At 45.5% G+C, this 25,192-nt stretch carries 25 protein-coding genes; 19 read left to right on the top strand and 6 right to left on the bottom strand.

Annotation, left to right across the window (positions count from 1 at the left end; translation table 11 throughout):
• Positions 1-15 precede the first annotated feature (15 nt).
• Entirely contained in the window at positions 16-600 is a 585-nt protein-coding gene (locus tag AOT11_RS01345) for a Maf family protein (RefSeq protein WP_017422311.1), read from the bottom strand.
• A gap of 149 nt (positions 601-749) precedes the next feature.
• Between AOT11_RS01345 and yceD the strand changes: the two genes are divergently transcribed.
• The 15 genes from yceD to AOT11_RS01270 all read left to right on the top strand — a co-directional run bounded on the left by yceD (position 750) and on the right by AOT11_RS01270 (position 13,878).
• Positions 750-1,274 (top strand): 23S rRNA accumulation protein YceD, encoded by a 525-nt coding sequence (gene yceD, locus AOT11_RS01340; protein WP_011080824.1) that lies wholly within the window; start codon positions 750-752, stop codon positions 1,272-1,274.
• A 35-nt stretch (positions 1,275-1,309) separates the two neighbouring features.
• Positions 1,310-1,480, top strand: a complete 171-nt coding sequence (rpmF, locus tag AOT11_RS01335; protein ID WP_011080823.1) for a 50S ribosomal protein L32 — start codon at positions 1,310-1,312, stop codon at positions 1,478-1,480.
• 10 nt (positions 1,481-1,490) lie between these two features.
• Positions 1,491-2,516 carry a phosphate acyltransferase PlsX gene (gene plsX / locus AOT11_RS01330; protein WP_011080822.1) on the top strand — a complete coding sequence of 342 codons (1,026 nt, stop codon included), beginning with the start codon at positions 1,491-1,493 and terminating at the stop codon, positions 2,514-2,516.
• 5 nt (positions 2,517-2,521) lie between these two features.
• Entirely contained in the window at positions 2,522-3,472 is a 951-nt protein-coding gene (locus tag AOT11_RS01325; RefSeq protein WP_017422310.1) for a beta-ketoacyl-ACP synthase III, read from the top strand.
• 75 nt (positions 3,473-3,547) lie between these two features.
• Positions 3,548-4,471 (top strand): ACP S-malonyltransferase, encoded by a 924-nt coding sequence (fabD, locus tag AOT11_RS01320; protein WP_017422309.1) that lies wholly within the window; start codon positions 3,548-3,550, stop codon positions 4,469-4,471.
• Positions 4,472-4,483: 12 nt separating this feature from the next.
• Positions 4,484-5,230 (top strand): 3-oxoacyl-ACP reductase FabG, encoded by a 747-nt coding sequence (fabG, locus tag AOT11_RS01315; RefSeq protein WP_011080819.1) that lies wholly within the window; start codon positions 4,484-4,486, stop codon positions 5,228-5,230.
• A 165-nt stretch (positions 5,231-5,395) separates the two neighbouring features.
• A complete protein-coding gene (gene acpP / locus AOT11_RS01310; RefSeq protein ID WP_011080818.1) occupies positions 5,396-5,632 on the top strand; it encodes an acyl carrier protein in 237 nt (78 codons plus the stop codon).
• Positions 5,633-5,723: 91 nt separating this feature from the next.
• A complete protein-coding gene (fabF, locus tag AOT11_RS01305) occupies positions 5,724-6,965 on the top strand; it encodes a beta-ketoacyl-ACP synthase II (protein ID WP_017422308.1) in 1,242 nt (413 codons plus the stop codon).
• A gap of 85 nt (positions 6,966-7,050) precedes the next feature.
• Positions 7,051-7,854, top strand: coding sequence for an aminodeoxychorismate lyase (gene pabC, locus AOT11_RS01300; RefSeq protein ID WP_017422307.1), 804 nt, complete (start codon positions 7,051-7,053; stop codon positions 7,852-7,854).
• Positions 7,851-8,867 carry an endolytic transglycosylase MltG gene (mltG, locus tag AOT11_RS01295; RefSeq protein WP_017422306.1) on the top strand — a complete coding sequence of 339 codons (1,017 nt, stop codon included), beginning with the start codon at positions 7,851-7,853 and terminating at the stop codon, positions 8,865-8,867. Before pabC ends, mltG begins: the two co-directional genes overlap by 4 nt.
• A complete protein-coding gene (gene tmk / locus AOT11_RS01290; protein ID WP_017422305.1) occupies positions 8,864-9,502 on the top strand; it encodes a dTMP kinase in 639 nt (212 codons plus the stop codon). The genes mltG and tmk overlap by 4 nt, the downstream gene beginning before the upstream one ends.
• 4 nt (positions 9,503-9,506) lie before the next feature.
• Positions 9,507-10,463 carry a DNA polymerase III subunit delta' gene (locus tag AOT11_RS01285; protein ID WP_017422304.1) on the top strand — a complete coding sequence of 319 codons (957 nt, stop codon included), beginning with the start codon at positions 9,507-9,509 and terminating at the stop codon, positions 10,461-10,463.
• Positions 10,454-11,221, top strand: coding sequence for a TatD family hydrolase (locus tag AOT11_RS01280; RefSeq protein ID WP_011149973.1), 768 nt, complete (start codon positions 10,454-10,456; stop codon positions 11,219-11,221). The genes AOT11_RS01285 and AOT11_RS01280 overlap by 10 nt, the downstream gene beginning before the upstream one ends.
• Positions 11,222-11,664: 443 nt before the next feature.
• Positions 11,665-13,095, top strand: coding sequence for a PTS glucose transporter subunit IIBC (gene ptsG / locus AOT11_RS01275; protein ID WP_013572065.1), 1,431 nt, complete (start codon positions 11,665-11,667; stop codon positions 13,093-13,095).
• A 381-nt stretch (positions 13,096-13,476) separates the two neighbouring features.
• Positions 13,477-13,878 (top strand): porin family protein, encoded by a 402-nt coding sequence (locus AOT11_RS01270; RefSeq protein ID WP_017422302.1) that lies wholly within the window; start codon positions 13,477-13,479, stop codon positions 13,876-13,878.
• Positions 13,879-13,945: 67 nt separating this feature from the next.
• On the opposite strand, the gene AOT11_RS01265 is transcribed toward AOT11_RS01270, so the two are convergent.
• The 3 genes from AOT11_RS01265 to AOT11_RS01255 form a co-directional block, all read right to left on the bottom strand.
• Positions 13,946-14,041 (bottom strand): MetS family NSS transporter small subunit, encoded by a 96-nt coding sequence (locus AOT11_RS01265; protein ID WP_017422301.1) that lies wholly within the window; start codon positions 14,039-14,041, stop codon positions 13,946-13,948.
• A gap of 2 nt (positions 14,042-14,043) precedes the next feature.
• Positions 14,044-15,504, bottom strand: a complete 1,461-nt coding sequence (locus AOT11_RS01260; RefSeq protein WP_017422300.1) for a sodium-dependent transporter — start codon at positions 15,502-15,504, stop codon at positions 14,044-14,046.
• Between the two features lie 454 nt (positions 15,505-15,958).
• The gene (locus AOT11_RS01255; RefSeq protein ID WP_026060840.1) at positions 15,959-16,552 is read right to left on the bottom strand and encodes a hypothetical protein; all 594 of its coding nucleotides are present in this window, start codon (positions 16,550-16,552) and stop codon (positions 15,959-15,961) included.
• Positions 16,553-16,677: 125 nt separating this feature from the next.
• On the opposite strand from AOT11_RS01255, the gene cydH reads away from it, so the two are divergent.
• Positions 16,678-16,770, top strand: a complete 93-nt coding sequence (gene cydH, locus AOT11_RS23230) for a cytochrome bd-I oxidase subunit CydH (protein WP_026060839.1) — start codon at positions 16,678-16,680, stop codon at positions 16,768-16,770.
• A 15-nt stretch (positions 16,771-16,785) separates the two neighbouring features.
• Positions 16,786-17,964: a patatin-like phospholipase family protein gene (locus tag AOT11_RS01250; RefSeq protein ID WP_017422298.1), complete on the top strand. Its 1,179-nt coding sequence runs from the start codon at positions 16,786-16,788 to the stop codon at positions 17,962-17,964.
• Between the two features lie 32 nt (positions 17,965-17,996).
• Here the strand turns inward: AOT11_RS01250 and pyk are convergent, their stop codons facing one another.
• Complete coding sequence (gene pyk, locus AOT11_RS01245) at positions 17,997-19,445, bottom strand: pyruvate kinase (RefSeq protein WP_017422297.1); 1,449 nt, start codon at positions 19,443-19,445, stop codon at positions 17,997-17,999.
• 269 nt (positions 19,446-19,714) lie between these two features.
• Between pyk and mlc the strand changes: the two genes are divergently transcribed.
• Positions 19,715-20,932, top strand: a complete 1,218-nt coding sequence (gene mlc, locus AOT11_RS01240) for a sugar metabolism global transcriptional regulator Mlc (RefSeq protein WP_011080805.1) — start codon at positions 19,715-19,717, stop codon at positions 20,930-20,932.
• 182 nt (positions 20,933-21,114) lie between these two features.
• Positions 21,115-22,056 carry a chemotaxis protein CheV gene (locus tag AOT11_RS01235; RefSeq protein ID WP_017422296.1) on the top strand — a complete coding sequence of 314 codons (942 nt, stop codon included), beginning with the start codon at positions 21,115-21,117 and terminating at the stop codon, positions 22,054-22,056.
• A 60-nt stretch (positions 22,057-22,116) separates the two neighbouring features.
• Here the strand turns inward: AOT11_RS01235 and AOT11_RS01230 are convergent, their stop codons facing one another.
• Positions 22,117-25,191, bottom strand: a complete 3,075-nt coding sequence (locus AOT11_RS01230; protein ID WP_017422295.1) for an error-prone DNA polymerase — start codon at positions 25,189-25,191, stop codon at positions 22,117-22,119.
• Position 25,192 lies beyond the last annotated feature (1 nt).

Here is a 25,192-nt window from a genome sequence, read left to right as displayed (position 1 = left end):
CCTTTTTCTTTTGTATCAACCCAAAATGTGCATGCCTTGTTGAGCTAGTAAGTCAATGAGGTCGATTAAGGGGAGGCCAACTAAGGTATTGGGATCTTTGCCTTCTAACTTTTCAAACAAAGCAATCCCTAATCCTTCACTTTTGAAACTGCCAGCACAGAAGAATGGCTGTTCTTTATCCACATAGCGCTCAATTTGAGCTTGGGTCAGTGGGCGAAAATGCACTTTGAACTCATCAATGCAAGAGCGTGTTTCTCCGGTTTCGCTGTTGTAAACCGCCAACCCAGTATAAAACACAATGGATTGGCCACTTTGAGCGGTCAGTTGTGCGATGGCATTTTGTCGACTATGAGGTTTACCCACAATGTTACCGTCAATAACGCACACTTGATCGCTGCCTATCACCAAGCTTGGTTGGTTGATTTGACACGATTGCGCTTTGCTTTCGGCAAGTCTCAAGACCAACTGTTGTGGGGACTCGCCTTCCAGTGGGGTCTCATCGCAGTTTGGAGAGAGAGTTGAAAAAGGAATTGCCAGTTTTTCCAGCAGTTGCTGACGAAATGGTGAGGTAGACGCTAAAACTAGTTGGTAATTTTCCATTTTGGCTTACAATTTGACGGAGCATTCTTCATAGCATAACGGATTCCCGTTGGAGCATGCTAATGCTCTGTATAACAAGCGCAAAAAAGTACAACTTTTTTGCCTTTTCCTTTGACTAAATTCTTTTTGGAAGATAATATTCGCGCCCTATGCAAAAGGTAAAAATACCGCGAACGGTGGATCCAGCCAAAGCCGCGCAGAAGAGATTGGATTACGATGGCATCATCCAAGCCAGTCTGTTTAAGCGTCTAGCTGAAATGACCGAAGGCGTAAAACGCGACGCAGAAGTCTATTTGTCATTTGAGATAGATGAACAGCGACTTGTTGTTATCTCTGGTAAAGCTAACATCGAAGTCGGTTTAGAATGTCAACGTTGTAATGAGACCTTCACGCATCTGTGTGAAGTAGAGTTCACTTATACTCCTTACTACAGTGAGAAAAGTGAGCAAGATGCCCCAGAATGTTACGATTTGGTAGATCTTAACGAATATGGCGAAGTCGACCTTATTCAACTTGTTGAAGATGAGTTCATCTTAGAATTACCTCAAATTGCAATGCATGACGAAGCGGATTGCAGCGTTGATTCAAATAACATGGTTTTTGGTGAGATTCCTGAAGAAATTGAGGAAACAAAACCAAATCCGTTCGACGTTTTAAAAAGCCTAAAGCGCTAAGCTTTAAGCTGAACCATAACATAGGAGTAGGGTCAATGGCCGTACAACAAAACCGTAAGACACGTTCTAAGCGTGGCATGCGTCGTTCACACGATGCGCTAACTACAGCTGCACTATCTGTAGACGCGACTTCAGGTGAAACTCACCTACGTCACAACGTAACCGCTGAAGGTTACTACCGTGGCAAAAAGGTTATCAACAAGTAAGGTTGATCCTTTGCAAAGTATTACCGTTGCACTTGATGCAATGGGCGGGGATTTCGGTCCGCGCGTCACAGTGCCTGCCGCCGTGCAGGCACTGTCTCATTTCCCAGAGCTAAAAGTGATTCTTACAGGTGATCAACAACAGATCACGTCCCAACTTTCCTTATTAGGTTACAAACCTGATGCTCGCCTGAGCGTTCAGCATTGTGATCGAATGATTTCTAATTCCGAAAAGCCTTCTTTAGCCCTGCGCAACAGCCAAGGCAGTTCAATGCGACATGCAATCGAGCTTGTTGCGGACTCAACCGCCGATGCATGCGTCAGCGGTGGCAATACTGGCGCACTCATGGCGCTTTCTCGTTTTATTCTCAAATTGCTGCCGGGAATCGACCGGCCTGCATTGATCTCCGCTTTACCAACCGTAACGGGTGGTCGCAGTTGGATGTTGGATCTTGGTGCCAATGTTTCGTGCGATGCGGATACTTTGTTTCAATTCGCGGTCATGGGCTCTGCACTTGCTGAAGAGCATTTGAACCGTGCTCCAAGAGTCGCGGTGTTGAACGTGGGCGAAGAAGAAACGAAAGGCAATGATTTGGTGAAGCGTTGCGCTGAACTGCTATCGCAGACACAAGCGGTTCACTTTGTCGGCTACATTGAAGGGAACCAAATCTTAAAAAACGCAGCAGACGTGATTGTATGCGATGGATTTGTTGGCAACGTCTGCCTAAAAGCCAGCGAAGGAACTGCGCAGCTGTTTATCGAAAAAATAAAAACCAGCATGATGGCTTCGTCGATAAAGGGTTGGATAGCCAGAATATTGTTTTCTGAACTATTTAATGAACTAAAAACACTGAACCCCGACCAGTATAACGGCGCAAGTTTGCTAGGATTGCGCGGCATTGTGATAAAAAGTCATGGAAGTGCTGATGTGTCTGCCTTAGTTAATGCGATTGGTGAGGCGGTACACGAGGTCAAACGACAAGTACCAAGCCGTATAAGCGATCGTTTGGAAGCGGTTTTACTCGAGAGGCATTATTAGTCTTCATGTATAGCAAAATTTTAGGTACTGGCAGCTACCTGCCATCTCAGATCCGCACCAATGCCGATCTAGAGAAAATGGTAGAGACAAGTGATGAGTGGATTGTTGCCCGCACCGGTATTAAAGAGCGTCGTATTGCTGCTGAAAATGAAACAGTCGCTGATATGGGTTTTTATGCGGCTCAAAACGCGATAGAGATGTCAGGTATCGACAAAGACGATATTGACCTGATCATCGTCGCGACGACAAGTGGAAGCCATACTTTTCCTTCATCTGCATGTCAGGTACAGGCAAAGCTTGGCATCAAAGGTTGTCCTGCGTTCGATTTAGCCGCGGCGTGCTCCGGCTTTGTCTATGCTCTTTCTATTGCTGATCAACATATTAAAACGGGTATGTGTAAAAACGTACTGGTTATTGGTTCTGATACTTTATCGAAAACTTGCGATCCAACGGACCGCTCGACCATTATCTTATTCGGTGATGGCGCAGGTGCTGTGGTTGTTGGAGCAAGCGAAGAGCCGGGTATTCTGTCTACTCACATCTACGCGGATGGTGAGTTTGGTGATCTTCTTAGCTTAGAAGTACCTGAGCGCGGCAAAGATGCCGACAAGTGGCTGCATATGGCGGGTAACGAAGTATTCAAAGTTGCGGTGACTCAGTTATCGAAACTGGTTAAAGATACTTTGGCTGCGAACAATATGCATAAATCTGAGCTCGACTGGTTAGTTCCTCATCAGGCCAACTATCGCATTATTTCAGCAACGGCGAAAAAATTGTCAATGTCTCTTGATCAAGTGGTGATTACCCTTGATCGTCATGGCAATACCTCTGCGGCAACCGTACCGACGGCATTAGATGAGGCGGTGCGTGATGGGCGTATTCAGCGTGGTCAGACGCTACTACTCGAAGCCTTTGGTGGCGGTTTCACTTGGGGTTCAGCGTTAGTTCGCTTTTAATTAAGAATTCATAATTTTGCTGTTGCTCGTGAGTAGTAACAGTATTTTATTTAGCTTCGGTTAAGGAAAATTACTATGAGCAAGTTTGCTATCGTATTTCCAGGTCAAGGTTCTCAAGCAGTTGGTATGCTGGCAGATCTTGGCGAACAGTATGAAATCGTTAAACAAACATTTGCACAAGCGTCAGAAGCGCTTGGCTACGATTTATGGGCACTGGTACAAAACGGTCCTGCGGAAGATTTGAATCAGACGTTCCGTACTCAACCTGCATTGCTGGCTTCGTCGGTAGCGATCTGGCGAGTGTGGCAAGAATTAGGTCTTGCTCAACCAGATAACTTGGCAGGCCATAGCTTGGGTGAGTACTCAGCATTAGTGTGTGCTGGCGTGATTGATTTCCAAGAAGCGATCAAACTTGTCGAGCTTCGTGGTCAACTTATGCAAGAAGCAGTACCAGCAGGGACAGGCGCGATGTACGCGATCATCGGTCTAGATGATGAAGCGATTGCCAAAGCTTGTGAAGAAGCGGCGCAAGGCGACGTGGTCTCTCCAGTGAACTTCAACTCGCCTGGCCAAGTGGTGATTGCAGGTAGCAAAGACGCAGTAGAGCGTGCGGGCGCACTTTGTAAGGAAGCGGGTGCCAAACGTGCTCTTCCTCTTCCAGTTTCTGTGCCTTCACACTGTGCACTAATGAAACCAGCAGCAGAGAAACTCGCGGTTGCACTGGAATCTATCGAATTCAAAGCCCCACAGTTGCCAGTGATCAACAACGTGGATGTGGTTGCAGAAACCGATCCAGCGAAAATCAAAGATGCCTTAGTTCGTCAACTGTACAGCCCAGTTCGTTGGACTGAAAGTGTGGAACTAATGAGTTCACAGGGTGTCGAAAAATTGCTTGAAATGGGCCCTGGTAAAGTATTGACAGGTTTGACAAAGCGTATTGTCAAATCACTAGAAGCAGTGGCAGTAAACGATGTTGCATCGCTTGACGCTGTAAAGTAATAGGGAATAAAAATGACTGACTTATTAAACCTAAGCGGTAAAGTTGCGTTAGTAACGGGCGCAAGCCGTGGTATCGGTCGTGCAATCGCAGAAACTCTGGTTGCACGTGGCGCGACAGTAATTGGTACCGCGACTTCAGAGAACGGCGCAGCGGCCATTTCAGAATACCTAGGCGAAAATGGCAAAGGCTTTGCTCTGAATGTGACGGATGCTGAATCGGTTGAAAGCGTACTAAAAGCAATTAATGATGAGTTCGGCGCGGTCGATATTTTGATTAATAACGCTGGTATCACACGCGATAATCTGCTTATGCGCATGAAAGACGACGAATGGAACGACATTATGGACACTAATCTAACGTCTATTTTCCGTCTTTCTAAAGCAGTGATGCGTGGCATGATGAAAAAACGTGATGGCCGCATCATCAACGTTGGTTCAGTTGTTGGCACAATGGGTAACGCAGGCCAAGCAAACTACGCGGCGGCGAAAGCGGGTGTTATTGGTTTCACAAAATCATTGGCTCGTGAAGTTGCATCTCGTGGTGTAACGGTCAATACTGTAGCGCCAGGTTTCATTGAGACGGATATGACTCGTGCTCTAAATGATGAGCAACGTGCCACCACTTTGGCGAATGTTCCAGCAGGTCGTCTTGGTGATCCTCGTGAAATTGCGGAAGCTGTGGTATTTTTGGCGTCGCCAGCTGCTGCTTACATCACTGGCGAAACACTGCACGTCAACGGCGGAATGTATATGGTCTAAATTGTGTTCACTGTCTGTGCATGATTTAGGTCAAATATGTAATGAAAATCGGTTAAAATCGCGTAAATTGTGGTTTGACCAGAAAAGTTGGTCTTGCAACTTTTAATAGTTTGAATAAACTACGGAAAACATCGCATAAAGCGAACTCTGTAAAGGAAAAGAAAAATGAGCAACCTCGAAGAACGCGTAAAGAAAATCATTGTTGAACAACTAGGTGTTGATGAGTCTGAAGTTAAAAACGAAGCTTCTTTCGTAGACGACCTAGGCGCTGATTCTCTAGACACCGTTGAACTAGTAATGGCACTAGAAGAAGAATTCGACACTGAGATCCCTGACGAAGAAGCTGAAAAGATTACAACTGTTCAAGCTGCGATCGATTACGTAACTGCGAACGCTCAGTAATCATCTCCCCCAGGCGGTCACCTAGACCGCCTGTGTTTTTTCTAACTTCTTCTATCCTCTCATAGAAATTCAATCCCCGGAGAATTATATCGTGTCCAAGCGTCGTGTAGTTGTCACTGGCATGGGTATGTTGTCACCGGTTGGCAACACCGTAGCAGAATCCTGGAAATCCCTGCTTGAAGGCAAAAGTGGTATCGTCAATATCGATCATTTCGATGCAACTAACTTCTCTACCCGTTTCGCCGGTTTGGTAAAAGACTTCAACTGCGAAGAATACATGTCTAAAAAAGATGCGCGTAAAATGGATCTCTTTATCCAGTACGGCATTGCAGCAGGTATTCAGGCTTTAGACGATTCAGGTCTTGAAATTACGGATGAAAACGCACACCGCGTTGGTGTTGCGATCGGCTCTGGTATCGGCGGTCTAGATCTTATTGAAGCAGGCCACACCGCTTTAGTTGAAAAAGGCCCACGTAAAGTTAGCCCATTCTTCGTTCCTTCAACCATTGTAAACATGGTTGCAGGTAATCTATCTATCATGCGTGGTATGCGCGGTCCAAACATCGCGATTTCTACGGCATGTACTACTGGTTTGCATAACATCGGCCATGCAGCGCGAATGATCGCTTACGGCGATGCTGACGCTATGGTTGCTGGTGGTGCAGAGAAAGCATCCACACCGCTTGGTATGGCTGGCTTTGGTGCGGCGAAAGCTCTTTCTACTCGTAACGATGAACCACAAAAAGCGTCTCGTCCTTGGGACAAAGATCGCGATGGTTTCGTATTAGGCGATGGTGCTGGCATCATGGTACTTGAAGAGTACGAACATGCAAAAGCACGTGGCGCAAAAATTTACGCTGAGCTGGTTGGCTTTGGTATGTCAGGTGATGCTTATCATATGACTTCACCAAGCGAAGACGGCTCTGGTGGCGCACTAGCGATGGAAGCGGCAATGCGTGACGCAGGTATTGTTGGTACACAAGTGGGTTATGTGAACGCTCACGGTACATCAACACCAGCAGGCGATGTGGCTGAAATCAAAGGCGTGAAACGTGCCCTTGGTGAAGAGGGCGCTAAACAAGTTAAAGTATCTTCAACGAAATCTATGACCGGCCACCTACTTGGTGCTGCAGGCTCTGTTGAAGCGATCATTACCGTGTTGTCGCTGGTTGATCAGATCGTTCCACCAACCATTAACCTGGATAACCCAGAAGAAGGTTTGGATATCGATCTTGTTCCACATACTGCGAAGAAAGTGGATATGGAGTACGCCATCTGTAACTCATTCGGCTTCGGTGGAACAAACGGCTCACTCGTATTTAAGAAAATCTAACACTCATTTAGGTTTCTGAAACTTGTATTTAAACGGCTTGATGCTTAGCATTAAGCCGTTTTGTTTTTATTGGGATATAGATAGCATGTATTGGGTCAATGGCGTTGTAGCAACGGAAGTTTCTCTCTCAGACCGATCATTCCAGTATGGTGATGGCTGCTTTACCACCATGAAAACATTGAATGGCCAAATCGAGCATTGGCCATTGCATATTGAACGGATGGAAGCGTGCTTACAGGTTCTTTCCATTCCTCTCCCTGATTGGGCATTGGTTGAACAGTGGCTGCACCAGGCCGCGTTGCCTGATGCGCGAGGTGGGTTGAAATTGCACATTAGCCGCGGAGAAGGTGGTCGCGGTTACAGTCCCAGTGGTGTTGCTACGCCTAACGTTACTATCTCGTGTTTTTCCTATCCTGTTCATTATTCCCAATGGCAACAACACGGTGTCGAGCTCGGTGTGTGCCAAACACCACTCGGTCTCAATCCTATTCTTGCAGGACACAAACATAATAATCGTCTTGAGCAAGTTCTTTGCAAAGCGGAGCTTGATGCGTTGGGGTACCAAGATGGGGTGACGTTTAATGTGCAAAACCATGTGATTGAAACTACAATAGCCAATCTTTTTTGGGTTAAGAATGGTGTACTTTTTACTCCCGATCTCACTTTGAGTGGGGTGTCCGGTGTGATGCGTCGCTTGGTGATGGGCGAGGCACAACGTCGTGCGATAGCGTGTCAGGAAATCAAAGCAGACTTGTCCTCTTTATTGGAGGCTGAGGAAGTATTCATGACCAACTCGTTACTGGGTGTTGCTCCGATCAACCAGATTCTCGAAACCCGGTACCCAATCGGTACCACAACACGATATTTTCAAGGAATTTTTAACTCGTGATAAAAAAAATAATAGGGCTGCTCTTTATTGCCGCGTTGATGATAGGCGTTGCCGCTGTTTGGGCATATTCACAAACCAAAACCTACGTTAACCAACCGCTAAAAATTGAGGGCAGTGAGATCATCACCATTCCTTCAGGAAGTGGCTTTGGCCGCACATTGGCCATACTGACAGAAAAAGGCTGGATTGATGAACCCACACCTCTGGCGCGCTTAATTCCAAAACTCTACCCAGAAATTACTCGAATTAAAGCAGGTACTTACCAAATCCAATCAGAGATGTCGCTTTATCAAGCGTTGGAAGTGTTCAATCTTGGCAAAGAGCATCAATTTACCATCACATTCGTCGAGGGAAGTCGTTTCCAAGAATGGATGGTGCAGATGGCACAAGATCCTTATTTGGTTCATGAATTAGCAGGTTTGAGCGAAGAAGAAATTGCCAAGCGACTGGAGATTCCCTATGAAAAGCTTGAAGGCCTTTTTCTTGCGGAAACCTATCACTATACCTACGGCACCTCTGATGTTGAGTTACTCAAACGCGCACATGAGAAGTTAAACCGAGTGCTGGATAAACATTGGCAGCAGCGCCAAGAGAAGTTGCCGTTAGACAACAGTTATGAAGCGTTGATTCTTGCCTCCATTATTGAGAAAGAAACGGCTATTGATGAAGAACGAGAGCGAGTCGCGTCTGTATTTGTGAACCGCTTGAATAAGCGAATGCGTTTGCAAACGGACCCTACGGTGATTTATGGCATGGGGGAGGCCTACGATGGCAACATTCGCAAGAAAGATCTGCGCACGCCAACGCCCTACAATACTTACGTGATTAACGGATTACCACCTACGCCAATTGCGATGGCTGGAGAAGCCTCTATCGCTGCCGCATTAAATCCAGAGAACAGCAGTTATCTTTACTTTGTCGCTAGCGGTAAAGGTGGGCATGTGTTCTCAAAAACATTAGCTGAACATAATAGAGCAGTAAGAGCATATCTGCGGGAATTAAAGAAAAGATGAAGCAAGCAAAATTTATTGTCATTGAAGGTTTAGAAGGCGCTGGGAAAAGCACGGCAATTCAAACAGTTTTGGACACATTACGCCAAGCAGGGATTAATGAGATTGCGCAAACACGTGAACCGGGTGGCACACCTCTGGCGGAAAAGATGCGAGCTCTGGTGAAGGAAGATCATCCTGGCGAGCATTTGCATGACATGACCGAGTTGCTACTGCTCTATGCTGCGCGAGTTCAGTTAGTTGAGAATGTCATTAAGCCTGCGCTACACGAAGGAAAGTGGGTGGTGGGTGATCGTCATGATCTCTCTTCCCAAGCGTATCAAGGCGGTGGTCGCCAAATTGATGCGACACTAATGAAAAATCTGCGTGACACTGCATTAGGAGAGTTTAAGCCAGCCTTTACTCTGTATATGGATATCGACCCTAAAGTGGGCTTGGAGCGAGCGAGAGGGCGAGGAGAGCTTGATCGCATCGAAAAAATGGACATCAGCTTTTTCGAAAGAACACGTCAGCGTTATTTGGAGTTAGCGAAGAGCGATGCGTCTATCGTTACGATTAACGCAGAGCAAAGCATTGAGCAGGTCGCGAACGACATTCGATCTGCGCTCAACCTTTGGCTAGAACAGTTACAGGATTAAGGTTTTGACACACTATCCTTGGTTAGCATCGACATGGCAAGGGCTGCAGTCGGCCATGTCGGCACAGCGGTTACCTGGTGCCATCTTGTTGCAATCTGACGTTGAACTCGGTGTTGATGAGCTTATCGAAAAGTTTTCGGCGGCTTTGCTGTGTAAGACTTACCCTGACGAGGGGTGTGGCTTTTGCCATAGTTGCGAGCTGTTAAAGTCGCAAAATCATCCTGATCTTCATTTCATTAGGCCAGAGAAAGAAGGCAAGGCTATTACTGTTGAGCAGATACGCCAATGTAACCGTCAGGCACAAGAATCCTCTCAAATGGGCGGATATCGTTTGTTTGTTATCGAGTCTGCGGAGGCGATGAACGAATCGGCTTCAAATGCGTTGTTGAAAACATTGGAAGAGCCGTCTGGGAGCTGCCTATTTTTGTTGATTTGCCACGATAAGAAACGGTTGTTGCCCACTATCATCAGCCGTTGTCAACAGTGGAGTATAACGCCTCCTGAGGTCTCTGAGTCTATGCAATGGTTGCAACAACAAGGGATCAGTGTGAATGAGTCCTTTCTGAAACTGGCTCATTACTCGCCCGTGACGGCAATGCACATGGCAAAAGAATCAGAGTTTCAACACTATGAAAAACTCGAAAGACAGTTTGTGGATTTCTTAATTCAGGCGGATTCTGACTACGTGTCACTATGTCAGACAATTCAAGCAGCAACGTTACGTAATCTCTCGTGGTTGTGGTTACTGCTTTCTGATGCGCAGAAGGTTCATTTTGGCTTGCAAAATGAAGAAACATTGCAAGGTAGTCAAGCGCTAGGCCAACTGCCTTTGAGCGGATTACAAACCTCAATGGTAAAACTCAATCAATTAAATCAACAGTTACATCAGTTTTCGGGTTTAAACGAAGAACTGATGATCATCAACTGGTTAATCGAAACTAGAGAGGCATTATGTTTGTAGATTCTCATTGTCACCTAGACAAATTGAATTACGATGATCTGCACATAGATGTTGCTGACGTGATCAACAAAGCCAAGCAGGTAAATGTTGAGCAATTGCTGTCTGTCGGTGTGACATTGGATTCTTTTCCAAAAATGCTTGAGCTCATTGAGCCTTTTGACAACGTACACGCCTCTTGTGGAGTGCACCCATTAGACGTGGAAAGTCCCTTTTGTTTGGACAAAATGAAAGCCTACGCCTCGCATTCTAAAGTTGTGGCTATTGGTGAAACGGGTCTTGATTATCACTATAAGCCAGAAACGCAAGCCTTGCAGCGCGAACGTTTTGAACAGCAAGTCGCACTCGCGGTTGAGCTGAATAAGCCACTGATTATCCATACGAGGCAAGCGAGAGAAGATACCTTAGCCATTCTTCGCAATGGGGGGGCAGATAAATGCGGTGGCGTGATTCACTGTTTTACCGAAGATCTTGCTTTTGCTGAAGCGGCAATGGCGCTCGGTTTTTACATCTCTATCTCTGGAATTGTCACGTTCAGACAAGCAACGGAGCTTAAAGAGGTTGTAAAACACATTCCTTTGGAACGGTTGTTGATTGAAACGGATTCCCCGTACTTGGCACCTGTACCTCATAGGGGCAAAGAGAATCAACCCGCCTATGTTATCGAAGTTGCTGCATATATCGCACAGCTTAAAAACATTTCCTTAGCAAGTGTTGGTGAAAAAACCACCCAAAACTTTAAAAATCTTTTTTTGCGATAGAAAAAGAAATATTGATTAAAAAGAGAGCAAATGCTCTCTTTTTTTATTTTTAACCCCATAAATTAAATTAAATTTTCTTGTTAACTAAATCTGTTGATTGAAATTGACGAAATTTAATCAAATGTAATTTTGTTACTAAAAATAACATTACAATCAATTTTATTTACCCATCGAAATTAATAGTGGTATTAATATAATCCTTATAAAACAATGATATATGATTAGATGTAAGCGTATTGATAGGCTTGTTTGTGTGTGATCCGTGACTTGTTTTGAAACTAATTTTCGTAACTCTGTAGAAAGTTTGAGGGGCATCAAGATATATTTAGAGGCGGAAAATATAATGCAACATGTGGTTACATTTTCATAGGGTGCTAACATTTAGGCTACGGGGGTGTGCCGTTAGAACCCAAAATACTAATAAATTAATCAGGAGCATAAACATGTTTAAGAACCTTTTTGCTAACCTGCAAAAAGTTGGTAAAGCGCTGATGCTACCAGTATCGGTTTTACCAGTTGCGGGTATTCTACTAGGTGTGGGTGCTGCCGACCTTAGCTTCATTCCAGATATCGTATCAAATCTGATGGAGCAGGCGGGTGGTTCTGTATTTGGTCAAATGGCACTACTGTTTGCGGTAGGTGTGGCACTTGGCTTTACGAATAATGACGGTGTAGCAGGTCTAGCTGCGATCGTTGGTTACGGCATCATGACAGCAACACTTGCAGTTATGGCTGGCGTAATGGGCGTTGAAAAAATCGACACAGGTGTCCTTGGTGGTATCCTAGTCGGTGGTGTTGCTGCTTGGGCATTCAACCGTTTCTTCAAGATTCAACTACCAGAATACCTAGGCTTCTTTGCTGGTAAGCGTGCTGTGCCGATCATCACTGGTTTCACGGCTATCGCTCTTGGTATCCTACTATCAATCGTATGGCCTCCAATCGGTGGTGCTATTGCTTCTTTCTCTGATTGGGCTGCTCATCAGAACCCACAAGTTGCATTCGGTATCTACGGTATTGTTGAACGTTCTCTTATCCCATTCGGTCTACACCACGTGTGGAACGTACCATTCTTCTTCGAAGCGGGTAGCTGTGTGAACGCTGCAGGCGAAGCTCAAAATGGTGTTCTAACGTGTTACCTAGTTGCAGATGAAGCTTCTCGTGCTGCGGGCAATGGCTTCGGTCAGCTAGCGGGCGGTTACATGTTCAAGATGTTTGGTCTACCAGCAGCAGCGATCGCTATCGCACACTGTGCTAAGCCTGAGAACCGCGCGAAAGTAATGGGTATCATGGCGTCAGCAGCGCTGACTTCATTCCTAACCGGTATTACTGAGCCAATCGAATTCTCATTCCTATTCGTTGCTCCTGTACTTTACGGTATCCACGCTCTACTAGCGGGTTCTGCATACGTTGTTGCTAACACTCTAGGTTTTGTACACGGTACTTCATTCTCTCACGGTCTGATTGACTTCCTAGTTCTATCTGGTAATGCGCAGAAGATGGGTCTGATGATTGGTGTTGGTCTCGTTTACGCAGCTATTTACTACGTAGTATTCCGCTTCGTTATTCAAGCGATGGATCTTAAGACTCCAGGTCGTGAAGATGAAACGGAAGAAGCAACAGCGACTTCTGGTTCAGACCTTGCTGGTGAATTGGTTGCTGCGTTCGGCGGTAAAGCAAACATCACAGGTCTAGATGCATGTATCACACGTCTACGTGTGGCTGTTGCTGACACAGCAGCGGTAGACCAAGATAAATTGAAGAAGCTAGGTGCTGCAGGTGTTGTTGTCGTTGCTGGTGGTGTTCAAGCTATCTTCGGTACTAAATCTGACAACCTAAAAACTGAAATGGATGAGTGGATCCGTAACCACGGTTAATCCCTAACACTCATTGATTGACAAAAGGAGGCTGAGGCCTCCTTTTTTTATTGTCCCTTCTCCTGTCCTTCCCGACTTGACGCTGAAGCGATGCAGGCTACGCTCGTTTATGGGATCGCCTGCCAGGCACCATCACATCGTGTATCTGTACTCAAGGGGATTCATTCATTTGCCGCTTATCTGCTACTCAAGTCATTTGGCTGCATCCTTCCCTCAATCTTCACACCCTCATTTGCAACGAATTATCGTAGGGCTAACCGTTGGCTGACATGGCGTAATGGCTATATGGACAAAATTGCATCACTGATATTACAGAGCAACGCAAAACCTGATCTGTGGCGATGTTTACAGCTTTTGTTTTTTTATTAATAGGACGTTTAGATGAAAAAGTGGTTAGTGGCTTCTCTTTGTTTATTTCCTTTCGCTACTCTAGCTGCAGAACAAAAGACCGACCTTGCTGTCGGTATGGCAGTGGACCAGCAGTTAAGTGTCGTGATTGAATTGAATCAGCAGTACCGAGGGGTGATTGGTAATGATGGTTTAGCATTGGATTACCTCGCGAAAAAAGGCACGTTTAATCAAGATATCCCTGTGACTTGGTATGTTGGCGTAGGTGGCTGGGCTGAGTGGAATGATGACTTTGGCTTTCGCGTGCCGCTGGGGCTTAATTGGGACCTCACTCACGGTTGGGATCTGTATGGTCAGATACAACCAGAGCTCAGTTTATACAAAGGTGCAGAATTGCAGCTTGGTGGCGCAGTAGGTATTAAATATCAGTTTTAGAAGACAAGAAAACCGGCTTAAGCCGGTTTTCATTTATGTGCAGTATTATCGAGAAATAAGAGACAAGTTATTGTTTGTCCATTGCTCGTTTAATACAGATGGCTGCACCACCCCAGGTAATGCCAAGGCCAATCAGCATCATGATAATTGCGCTCGTTGCCATAATTATGCTTCCTTACGATTTGTTGCGTTGATAACAAAGCCCATCACAAACAGCGCTGCGATAATTGCCCAGCCAAGCGTCAAGTCATAACCACCGTAGCCTTCGGTAAACAGCGTCATCAGCTTGGTGGCTAGAATCACAGCAAGAACCGCTGGGGTAATGAATTTCAGGCAAACATCGAACCAAGTGCCAATCGTGAAATCGGAAATCTTGTTCACGTATTCGCGAACATCGGCCACTTTGTTGAGCAGCCATGCCATTAGTATGATTTCAACTAAACCACCGGCCATGATACCGACGTTGTTTGCAAAGTGATCAACGAGATCGAGCAGTAACAAACCACCGTTGGTTGCAAATGCCATAGAGACAACCAGTCCACTACCGATGACAATAGTGGCCGCTTTTTTACGGCTCCAGTTTAGCTTGTCGATAAGCGCAGAAGTGACCGCTTCCATGATTGAAATGTGCGAGCTTAGACCTGCCACCACCAAAGCTAAGAAGAATAATGGACCAAGGATGTAAGGAGCGGGTAACAAGTTAATGGCTGCCGGGATAGTAACAAATGCGAGGCCCACACCAGCAGACACCACTTCCGTGATCGGTTTGCCTTGTTCTTGCGCCATATAGCCAAGTACCGAGAAAATCATAATGCCCGCAAGAATCGAGAAACCACAGTTGATTAATACGGTCATGAAAGCATTATTTGTGATGTCCGATTTCTCAGGTAGATAGCTTGAATAAGCCAGCATGATGGCAAAACCAATACTGAGGGTAAAGAAGATCTGCCCGTAGGCTGCCGCCCATACTTTAACGTCCCAAATCTTGCTAAAGTCTGGCTCAAACATGTAGTTCACACCATCCAAAGCTCCGGGTAAGAAGATCATACGACCAATCAGCAGCAGTACCATGATGAAAAGAATCGGCATCATGATCTTCGATGCTCGCTCAATACCAGATTTTACGCCACCCACGATGGCGGCATAGGTGATCCCCCACGCAATCAGCATTGCCAAAGCAATTTTCCATTGAATGGAACCTAGATTGGTTGGTGAGTTATCGCCAAGTGCCAGATATTCACTGAAGAAAAAGGCGTTGGTATCGCTTCCCCAACTTTGTGTAAATGACATGCCAAAGTAAGAGATTGCCCAGCCAATAACGGCGACGTAGTACACTGCAATAACGGCCGCTACGCCAACTTGGAACCAACCTAACCATTCAAATTTAGGGTGGATTTTACCTAAGGTTGCTGGCGCTGAGCCGCGGTATTTTTGTCCCATACTGAACTCTAGGATCATAAAGGGAATACCTGCGGTGATCATGGCAAAAAGGTAAGGAATAAAAAATGCGCCGCCACCGTTCTCGTAAGCCATATATGGGAAACGCCAAATATTGCCTAAACCGATCGCTGAACCGACTGCCGCTAAAATAAATCCCGCTCGGGATCCCCATTGTTCTCGCTTCATAACTAACTCCTTTACGACTCCCTGAGGAATGAAGCTTTTCTCTTTGAATGACGAGTATGTATGAAAAACGGTCTTTCATACTGTATTCGAGCAATTAACCTAATGTTAATGTCATTGTTAGTTTTTGTGTCGAATCAAGAGAGAAAATTCAGAATTAAATTCCAACTTATTTAATGTGTGTTTGCGTTGGTTGAAATATTCAACTGTCGCGTAAGGTGGAGAGTAGCGATTTATTTTGCGTTAAGCAACAGAATGTAATTGTTAAATTTGGATTTATATTTGGTTTTCATTTTTCTTTTTGGTGTGTATGCAAAGTTAAGCAATGGTGTTTTGTGGTCTTTTTAGTGGAATGTGTTGGTTTGTTGGTTGTTGCTGGGGGATGTTACTTTTTTGAACATTTAGGGCGTATAACTGATTTTTATACGCCCATTAGAATATTTTTGTTGTATTAATGTTAAAACTTGAAGGTTAATCCTAAATTAGATTGAAATTGGTTTACCCAATCGGTCTCAAATTGAATGACACAGTTTTGTCCCGTGGTGGGCACAACGCAAGCGGCGCTTGAGTCATTGTCGACCACTGTTCCTAGCCAACGAATTTGGGCTGAAATCAGCAAATTACTGGTAATTGGGTATTCAATTCCGCCAAAGATACTGGTGGAGAAACCAACTTTGTCATCTGCCCAATCTACATCAGCGTAAGAGGCACCGAGTCCCATACCGAGATAACTGCTTAAGCCAGAATCTGTTGGATAGTAAATGCTGCTTTGGAAGTATAAATAGTGGAAACCATAATCTTGTTTGATGACATCCACTTCTGAGCTTTGATAGGAGTAGAAAAGACCAACTCGTCCCTTATCCAGAGGGGTTTCGATGGCGATGGCGTAGTTTGGCGCGGCATTGAGATCGAATGTGTTCTGATTTTCATCTTCAACAGCACCACCAAAGGTATAACCAACAAAAGGCGTTACAATCAGTTTGTTGGCTGATGCCAGTGGCGCAAACATAAGTAAGAGTGTGCAACTGAGGAGGGAGAGATGTTTCAACATGATAAATTCCTTTTTCGCCAACTATTTATTTGTGATGCTAACGTCAAATTTGTATGACATCTTTAGACATTTTCCAGACATCCCCCATACTACTGTTATTACTTTGTTACAAGTTGGAGGTGTTTATGGAACACGATCTAAAAGCAGCCCTAATCATCACAGCAACTGTCTTTGCAGTTCTACTCTCTTTTGGTTTTATTGCGATCACTGCCGCTTAAATTTAGGTAACGCCGATGGCAATAAACAGTGGTATTGTCACGAACAGTTACACCAATCTTGACATAGAGCGGTACGCCAAATACCAACAGGGAAAAACATCTTTGGTTGCCCAAGGGGGGGGCCAAAGAGGGATTTTTACTGCTGGTGTTTTAGATGCTTTCATCCTCTCTGATTTTGACCCTTTCCATGAGTTCTATGGTACCTCTGCTGGCGCTTTAAATTTGTGTGCTTACTTGTGTCGTCAGCATGGATTAGGAAAAGCCTTCATACTCGATCTCACCACGGATTCTGAGTTTTTTAACCTATTTGGTTACATTCGGCAGAAGCAATATCTGGGTTTAGAATGGGCATTGGATAAAATTCGCTCTTATCCCTATAAGTTGGATCTTGATCTTGGTGAAACCATATTGGGTGAACGACAAGCGTATGCTTCGGTGACGGAAACATCGACATTAACTGACCGTTATTTGCCAATGTTTGGTCCGATATGGCACGACACCATGCTGGCAACGTGTGCCATTCCTAAGCTATATGCGAAGCCTGTGATGATCAATGGTACCGAGTATGTGGACGGTGGGGTATCGGCGTCTGTTCCGGTTCAGGAGCCGTGGCGACGTAATGCCCGTTCTATTGTGGTGATCCGAACCGAACCGTTTAGTGCAACCGAGAATACTGCGCCTCTTAATCTTAATGAGATGAAACCGAGAGAAGCTGATTGGTTTCGTAATTCATTCGGTAATGTGCAGTTGAAATGGCAGGATAGGGTGAGCCGCTGGCGTGAAGATTGGAGCTTGTTCTTTCAACAACAAATTGCCGATTCTCAAGCAACTCCCGATCACAAATTTCGCTTGTTGAACGGGGGGCGTTGGTTATTTGGTGCCGATAACATCTACCGCCTTAGCCACCTGATTGGTGACAATTTTGATTCGGGATTAGCCGATATGCTGATGGTGCATTATCAAACGTATTCGTTAACCCGAGATTTTCTTGCTAAGCCACCTGACGATACGTTTATCATTCAAATTACACCGGATGCGCCACTGCGATCCAGTTCATTGCTCAGTGGGCGAGACGAATTGCTGTTTGATTACGATTGTGGTGTGCAGGCCGGTTATCGCTTTATTAAACAGTATCAATTGGTTAAACAGCAAAGAATGCTGTCACGGTTGAATCAGACAAATGACAACCGCTGAAGGGCGGTTGTCATTATCACTAATGAAGATATTTAGTCGAAAACAGGCAGGATTCTCATGCAGTTAGTCGAGCCTTCAACATCCATGATGTCCCCCTGTGTGATGATCACTAAATCCCCAAAATCGAGCAGTTTTTTCTTTCTAAGCGTGCTCAATGCGGCCATTGCGACATCAAATCCAGTTTCTACTTTGGTATCAAAAAATACGGGAGTGACGCCACGATAGAGAGAGCAGCGATTAAGGGTTCGCTCATTAGGCGAAAGCGCAAAAATGGGCAGTGTTGAGTTCAATCTTGACGTCATTAATGCGGTTCTTCCCGATTCAGTCAACGTAACCATCGCTTTGACACCTTCCATATGATTTGCGGCGTAGATTGTCGACATTGCAATGGTTTCTTCGGCGGTGACAAAGGATTTATCGATGCGATAATTCTGGCTGCCCGGTTCCCACGTTTTTTCTGCCCCAATGCAAACTTCTGCCATAGAGCGCACCGTTTCGACTGGGTATTTACCAGCGGCGGTTTCCCCTGAAAGCATCACGGCATCGGTGCCATCTAGTACCGCGTTGGCTACGTCCATGACTTCTGCTCGAGTGGGCATTGGATTCTCAATCATTGATTCCATCATTTGTGTTGCCGTGATGACGACACGATTGAGTTCTTTGGCTCGTTTGATGAGTTTTTTCTGTACACCGATCAATTCCGGATCGCCGATTTCTACCCCTAGATCGCCACGAGCAACCATAATGACATCGGAAGCCATAATAATATCGTCGATGTTTTCATCGTTTCGAACGGTTTCTGCTCGTTCAACTTTGGCAACAAGTTTGGCTTCCAAGCTGGCATCTCTGGCCAAGCGACGAGCGTAGTCCATGTCGGCACCATTACGTGGAAAGGAGATCGCGAGATAATCGACTTTGATCTCGGCGGCGAGCAAGATGTCTTGTTTGTCTTTTTCCGTCAGAGCGTCAGCAGAGAGTCCGCCCCCTTTTTTATTGATACCTTTATTGTTTGACAGTGGTCCGCCCACAATCACACGAGTGTTCACCTTGTTACCATCGACTGTCAGTACTTGCAGTTGTACACGTCCATCATCAAGCAGAAGAATATCTTCTGGCCCCACATCCTGAGGCAGTGCTTTATAGTCTAATCCCACTGATTTCTGATCGCCTTCGCCTTTGGGCAAGTCGCTGTCTAAAGTGAAGAGGTCACCCACTGAAAGGAAAATTTTCCCTTCTTTAAAGGTGGATACTCGGATCTTCGGGCCTTGCAAGTCACCTAAAATAGCCACTTGTCTGCCAAGTCTAGCGGCAATATTTCGTACTTTTTCTGCGCGAGTTTTATGATCCTCTGCGCTGCCGTGAGAAAAATTCATCCTGACCACGTTCGCGCCGGCTCGAATAATTTCTTCTAGTACATTATCTTTGTCAGTTGAAGGACCTAAAGTGGTCACAATTTTTGTTCTTCTTAATGGCTGAGTCATAGCTTCTCCTGCGATAGACGTATGTCATAGATAGTTATACAGAGAAGCGTGGTCTCTTTGCTGTTGACTTTCCACAAAATTCAGAAATTTTTTCAAGAAAAATAAGTTTGAGGTGATGCGATGTGTCGCCGACTAAATGATGGATATTTGATTCGATACACAAACATTCATGTTTATACGTGATGCTGGTCACGGGGATTTATCAATTCACTTCACAATTACTTCGCAAAGTAAAAAAATTGCTCCGTTATAGAATGTTGGAGTGCAAGATGTACATGGCTCAACCGGGCCATATTGATCATATCAAACAGGTCAATGCTGGTCGTGTATACAAATTAATTGACCTTAAGGGTCCAATCTCTCGAATCGATTTGTCAAAAGAAAGCGAGCTGGCACCGGCGAGTATTACGAAAATTACCCGTGAGTTGATAGAAGCACATCTTGTGCACGAAACTACCGTGCAAGAAGCGATTAGCCGAGGAAGACCAGCGGTCGGTCTTCAAGTGAATAATGCTGGATGGCAATTTCTTTCGATGCGGCTTGGACGAGGTTATCTCACCATTGCACTCCATGAATTGGGTGGTGAAGTCCTGATCGATACAAAAATCGATATCCACGAAAGGGATCAAGATGACGTTCTTGCTAGACTCCTACACGAAATCGAAGAATTTTTCCAAACCTACGCCGATCAACTGGATCGTGTAACCAGTATCGCGATTACGTTGCCTGGTTTAGTCAATTCAGAACAAGGTATTGTGCTGCAAATGCCGCATTACAATGTTGAAAACCTCGCTCTCGGTCCAGAGATTTACAAAGCGACGGGGCTCCCGGTTTTCATCGCCAATGACACACGAGCTTGGGCTTTGGCGGAAAAACTATTTGGTCACTCTCAAGGTAACGAAAACTCGGTGCTTATTTCGATCCACCATGGTTTAGGTGCCGGTATCATACTTGATGGACGGGTATTGCAGGGCCGTCATGGGAACATCGGCGAATTAGGTCATATCCAGATCGATCCACAAGGCAAACTTTGCCATTGTGGCAACAGAGGGTGCCTTGAAACGGTCGCAAGTTCTAAAGCCATTCGTGAAGAGGTAATGGAACGCATCGCTAACGGAGAGTCGTCCATTCTCGAAGAGCTGGAAGACGTCACAATTGAAAGCATTTGTGAGGCCGCAGCGAATGGAGATGCATTAGCTGTGGATGTCATTGAGAAACTCGGCCGCTATCTCGGCTCGGCGATTGCGATTGTCATTAACCTATTTAACCCAGAAAAAGTGCTGATCGGCGGTGTAATCAACCAAGCGAAGGAAGTTCTCTATCCGGCTATTCGACGCTGCATTGAAGAGCAAAGTTTGCCTGTTTATCACCAAGATCTTGAACTGGTGGAATCGCGTTTCTATAAACAGGCAACCATGCCAGGGGCGGCATTGATTAAGCAGGCGCTTTACGATGGTTTGCTATTAATGAAAGTGGTCGAAGGTTAATTCCCAACTCGCGGCAAACCTGGAGCTTCTCCAGGTTTTGTTTTATTCAGCCTTGAAATCAGTGACCTGCCTATCTCAATTGTCCCTCATCAATTGATCTCTGTTTTTCATTCATGTACTTTTGCCATGACTTATGTTTTTTAGGCTATTTTTAATAGAGTTTTAACCCATTAGGATGTTGTATGTCTGGAGTTTTAAATACTGTAGACCAGCGAACCAATTTGGTTGGTGAAAACCGTCTGGAACTTCTGCTGTTTAGTTTAAATAGCCGTCAGTTATTTGCGATCAACGTATTCAAGGTGAGGGAGGTACTGAAAGTGCCACCGCTGACCAAGTTACCTGGCGCTCACGCAAACATCCGAGGCGTCGCTTCCTTGCGAGGTGAGCCAGTTCCGGTTATTGATCTTAGACGCTCGATAGGTTTCCCTGCCTCGAAATTAGAAGGGCAAGAAGAGAACCTCATTATTACCGAATACAACCGATCCATTCAGGGATTTTTGGTTGGCCAAGTGCGCAATATTATTAATACCGCTTGGACGGAAATTCAGCCGCCGCCGAAGACGTCAGGGCGCAGTAATTATTTAACGGCGATTACCCATGTGAAAGAGGGGAAAGAGAGCAAAATCGTCGAGATTATTGATGTTGAAAAAGTACTGGCAGAAATCATTGATTACGACGTAACGATTTCTGAAGGCATTTTGGATTCGAAGCTGTCGAATGAAATGGTGGGGCGTAAAGTGTTAGTGGTGGATGATTCGTCTACGGCACGTAATCAGATACGCGATACTTTATCTCAGCTTGGCCTTCATATTATTGAATGTTGCGATGGCCTAGAGGCACTGAATCTGCTCAAATCTTGGTGTGATGAGGGCAAGGATTTAAATAAAGAATTGCTGTTAATGATCACCGATGCGGAAATGCCAGAAATGGATGGTTATAAACTCACACACGAAGTGCGCAGTGATCCGCGTATGTCTAAGTTGTTTATTACGCTCAATACATCATTAAGCGGCAGTTTCAACGAAGCGATGGTACAAAAGGTAGGGTGTGACCGATTTATTTCTAAGTTCCAACCAGATCTACTGGTGCAAGTCACCCAAGATCGCTTAAGAGAAATCATTTAACGGTGGTTAAAAGGAGTGAAAATTCACTCCTTTTTTATTGCCTTTGGTTGGCATTTTTTCTTAATGAAACTCACGAGATTTTGGACTTAAACCCGAAAGCTTCTCCGTCAGATCAATCAATCTTCCTGCGATCACATGTATGACGTCTCCTTCGCGCTCCAAAATGCCTTTCACCATTAACAGTCTCGCGGTTAAGTAGGCTTGCTTTTGTGCTCTTGAGGTTGCCTGCCAGACCACCACATTAATATTCCCCGTGTCGTCTTCTAAAGTGAAAAACGTGACACCCGCGGCGGTTCCGGGAGATTGTTTTCCGGTCACCAGCCCGATCACCGTCACCAATGAGCGATGAGAGCATTGGTTTAATTGGTTGGCGCGCGTAAAGCGTGTTAAGCCGCCCGCTTTTTCTAGCAGAGCGACGGGATGCTCAGCCAAAGAGAGCCCTGTTGCCGCATAGTCCTCTAATGCATTTTGATAATCGCTTGGCTTCGTTAAAGGGTTGTTGCTTATGCTGGGTAATGTTTGGAATAAAGGCAGTTCATTAAGGTTGTCCATCACCTGCCAGCGAGCCAAATAGCGATTGTCAGCCAATTGATAAAAAGCATTAGCAGAGGCAAGGCTCTGGATATCTTTTGCCTGACGCAGGATTTGTTTCACTTCGCTTATGCATTGGTAGCCTTGTGCGGGGCGATGAGTCAGTAGGCGAGTGATGCCTTCGTGGCTTAACCCTTTGATCAGATTGAAACCAAGGCGAATGGCTAACTCGCCGGATGCTAACGTCACCAGTTGATGTTCTGCATTAGAGAGATTGACACAGATGGGTAGTACGGCAATACCATGCCTTTTGGCGTCTTGCACCAGCTGTGATGGGCTATAAAAACCCATGGGCTGGCTGTTGAGTAGCGCAGTATAAAACTCAGCTGGGTAGTAGTGTTTTAACCAAGCAGAGCAATAGGCTAAAACTGCGAAGGAAGCGGAGTGGCTTTCTGGAAAACCGTATTCACCAAAGCCGCAAATTTGCTCAAAGATACGTTCTGCAAAGTCTAACTCATAGCCTCTTTCCAACATGCCATTGATTAACTTTGTTTTGAATTTGAAGACGTGACCGTTTTTTTTCCATGCCGCCATAGCGCGGCGCAATTGATCGGCTTCTCCGCCGCTGAATCCCGCAGCCACCATCGCCAATTTAATCACTTGTTCTTGGAAAATCGGTACACCGAGTGTTCGTTCTAATACTTCTTGGACGTGTACCGATGGATAACTAATCGGCTCCTCTCCATCACGTCTTTTTAGAAAAGGGTGGACCATATCACCTTGAATCGGGCCTGGGCGGACAATCGCAATCTGAATCACAAGATCGTAGTAACACGCAGGTTTAAGCCGTGGCAACATACTCATTTGCGCTCGAGATTCAATTTGAAAGACGCCGATAGTGTCGGCTTTTTGAATCATCTTGTAGACGGCTTGGTCATCTTGGCGGCGAGTAATGTCGGCAATAGAAAGTCGTTGTTGGTGATGTTGCTCAATTGAGCGGAAGCACTTACGGATTGCGGTAAGCATACCAAGAGATAAAACATCGACTTTCAGTAACTTTAGGCTCTCAAGATCGTCTTTATCCCATTGGATAATGGTGCGCTCAGGCATGGCGGCATTCTCGACTGGAACCAGTTCGTATAGTGGCCCAGAAGAGATAACAAACCCACCCACATGCTGTGAAAGATGACGAGGGAAACCAATGATTTCTTCGACTAACTGAATAAAGTGTTGCCCTTTGAGTGAGTCGGGTCTTAAACCCAGTTCGACGAGTTGCACTTGCCAGCCAGCCTGGCGATCACGACGGTTGATGTTCTTCAAGAAAAAATCGAGCTGTGTTTCCTCGATACCCAAGGCTTTTCCTACCTGTCGAACGGCACTTTTGAAACGATAGGAGATAACCGTCGCTGCCAGCGCGGCTCTTTGGCGACCATACTTTTGATAGATATACTGAATGACTTCTTCACGTCGCTCGTGCTCGAAATCAACGTCAATATCTGGCGGCTCATCACGCTCTTTACTGATAAAACGCTCGAATAGTACCGCGATCTGTCTAGGGTCAACGGAGGTGATCTGTAAGCAATAGCAGACGACGGAATTGGCCGCCGAACCTCGCCCTTGGTAGAGAATGCCTTGCTGTTTGGCAAACATGACAATGTCATGGATAGTGAGGAAGAAAAATGGGTATTTTTGCTCTTTAATCAGGGCGAGCTCTTTTTGAATCGTTTGCTCGATAGCGTTAGGGACTCCTTCAGGAAAGCGCTGTTTCTTGCCCTGTTCGACAAGATGTTCGAGGTAAGAGTTGGGTGTGTAGCCATCAGGAATCAACTCGCTTGGGTATTCATAACGTAAACTGTCAAGGTCAAAACTGCATAGGCTGGCGATATACAGACTCTCTGCTAGCCACTGAGGTTTGAACAGCTTGCGGAGTTTCTTCTCCGAACGCAGAGACTGCTCTGCATTGGTCAATAACTGTGTGCCCAGTTGTTCTACCGTACAACCTTGGCGAATGGCGGTGAGCGTGTGCTGTAGAGGTAATCGCTCGGGTCTGTGCATTAATACTCCACCGCAGGCTGTGATGGGCAAATCAAACTGGTTTGCCAATGTTTGGCAGTGATGAAGGTAATGTTCATCATCATGGCGAAGATGGCGCTGTAAGCCAAGCCAAAGACGTGATTGTTGATAACGAGAAAGCCATGTCGCCCATTGTTCATCGCTCGTTTGCCCTGTCGGAAGCCAGATGAGCAAGCAATGTTTTATCGACATGATATCCCACTGCGACAGTTGGTATTGGCCTTTTTCACAACGTCGACGAGCGTTGGTGATGATTCGACATAATTCAGCGTAGGCTTCGCGGTTGGGGCAGAGCAAGACAAACTGACATTCTGTATTGAGTTTAAAAAAGCTACCAACGATTTGTTTGACCGAAAGTTGATGTTGCTTAATGGCACTGTGGGCTCTTACGATGCCTGCCAGTGAGCACTCATCCGTGATCGCCAGCGAGTGGTAGCCTAAAAAATTCGCCTGCACGATGAGTTCTTCAGGGTGAGAAGCCCCCGTCAGAAAAGAGAAGTTGCTTTGGCAAAAGAGTTCAGCGTAAAACATA

This window comes from Vibrio vulnificus NBRC 15645 = ATCC 27562 (genome assembly GCF_002224265.1).
In the GTDB taxonomy this organism is placed as follows: Bacteria; Pseudomonadota; Gammaproteobacteria; order Enterobacterales; family Vibrionaceae; genus Vibrio; species Vibrio vulnificus.
The sequence above is the reverse complement of the archived record's forward strand: the minus strand, read 5'-3'. Positions and strand labels throughout refer to the sequence as shown.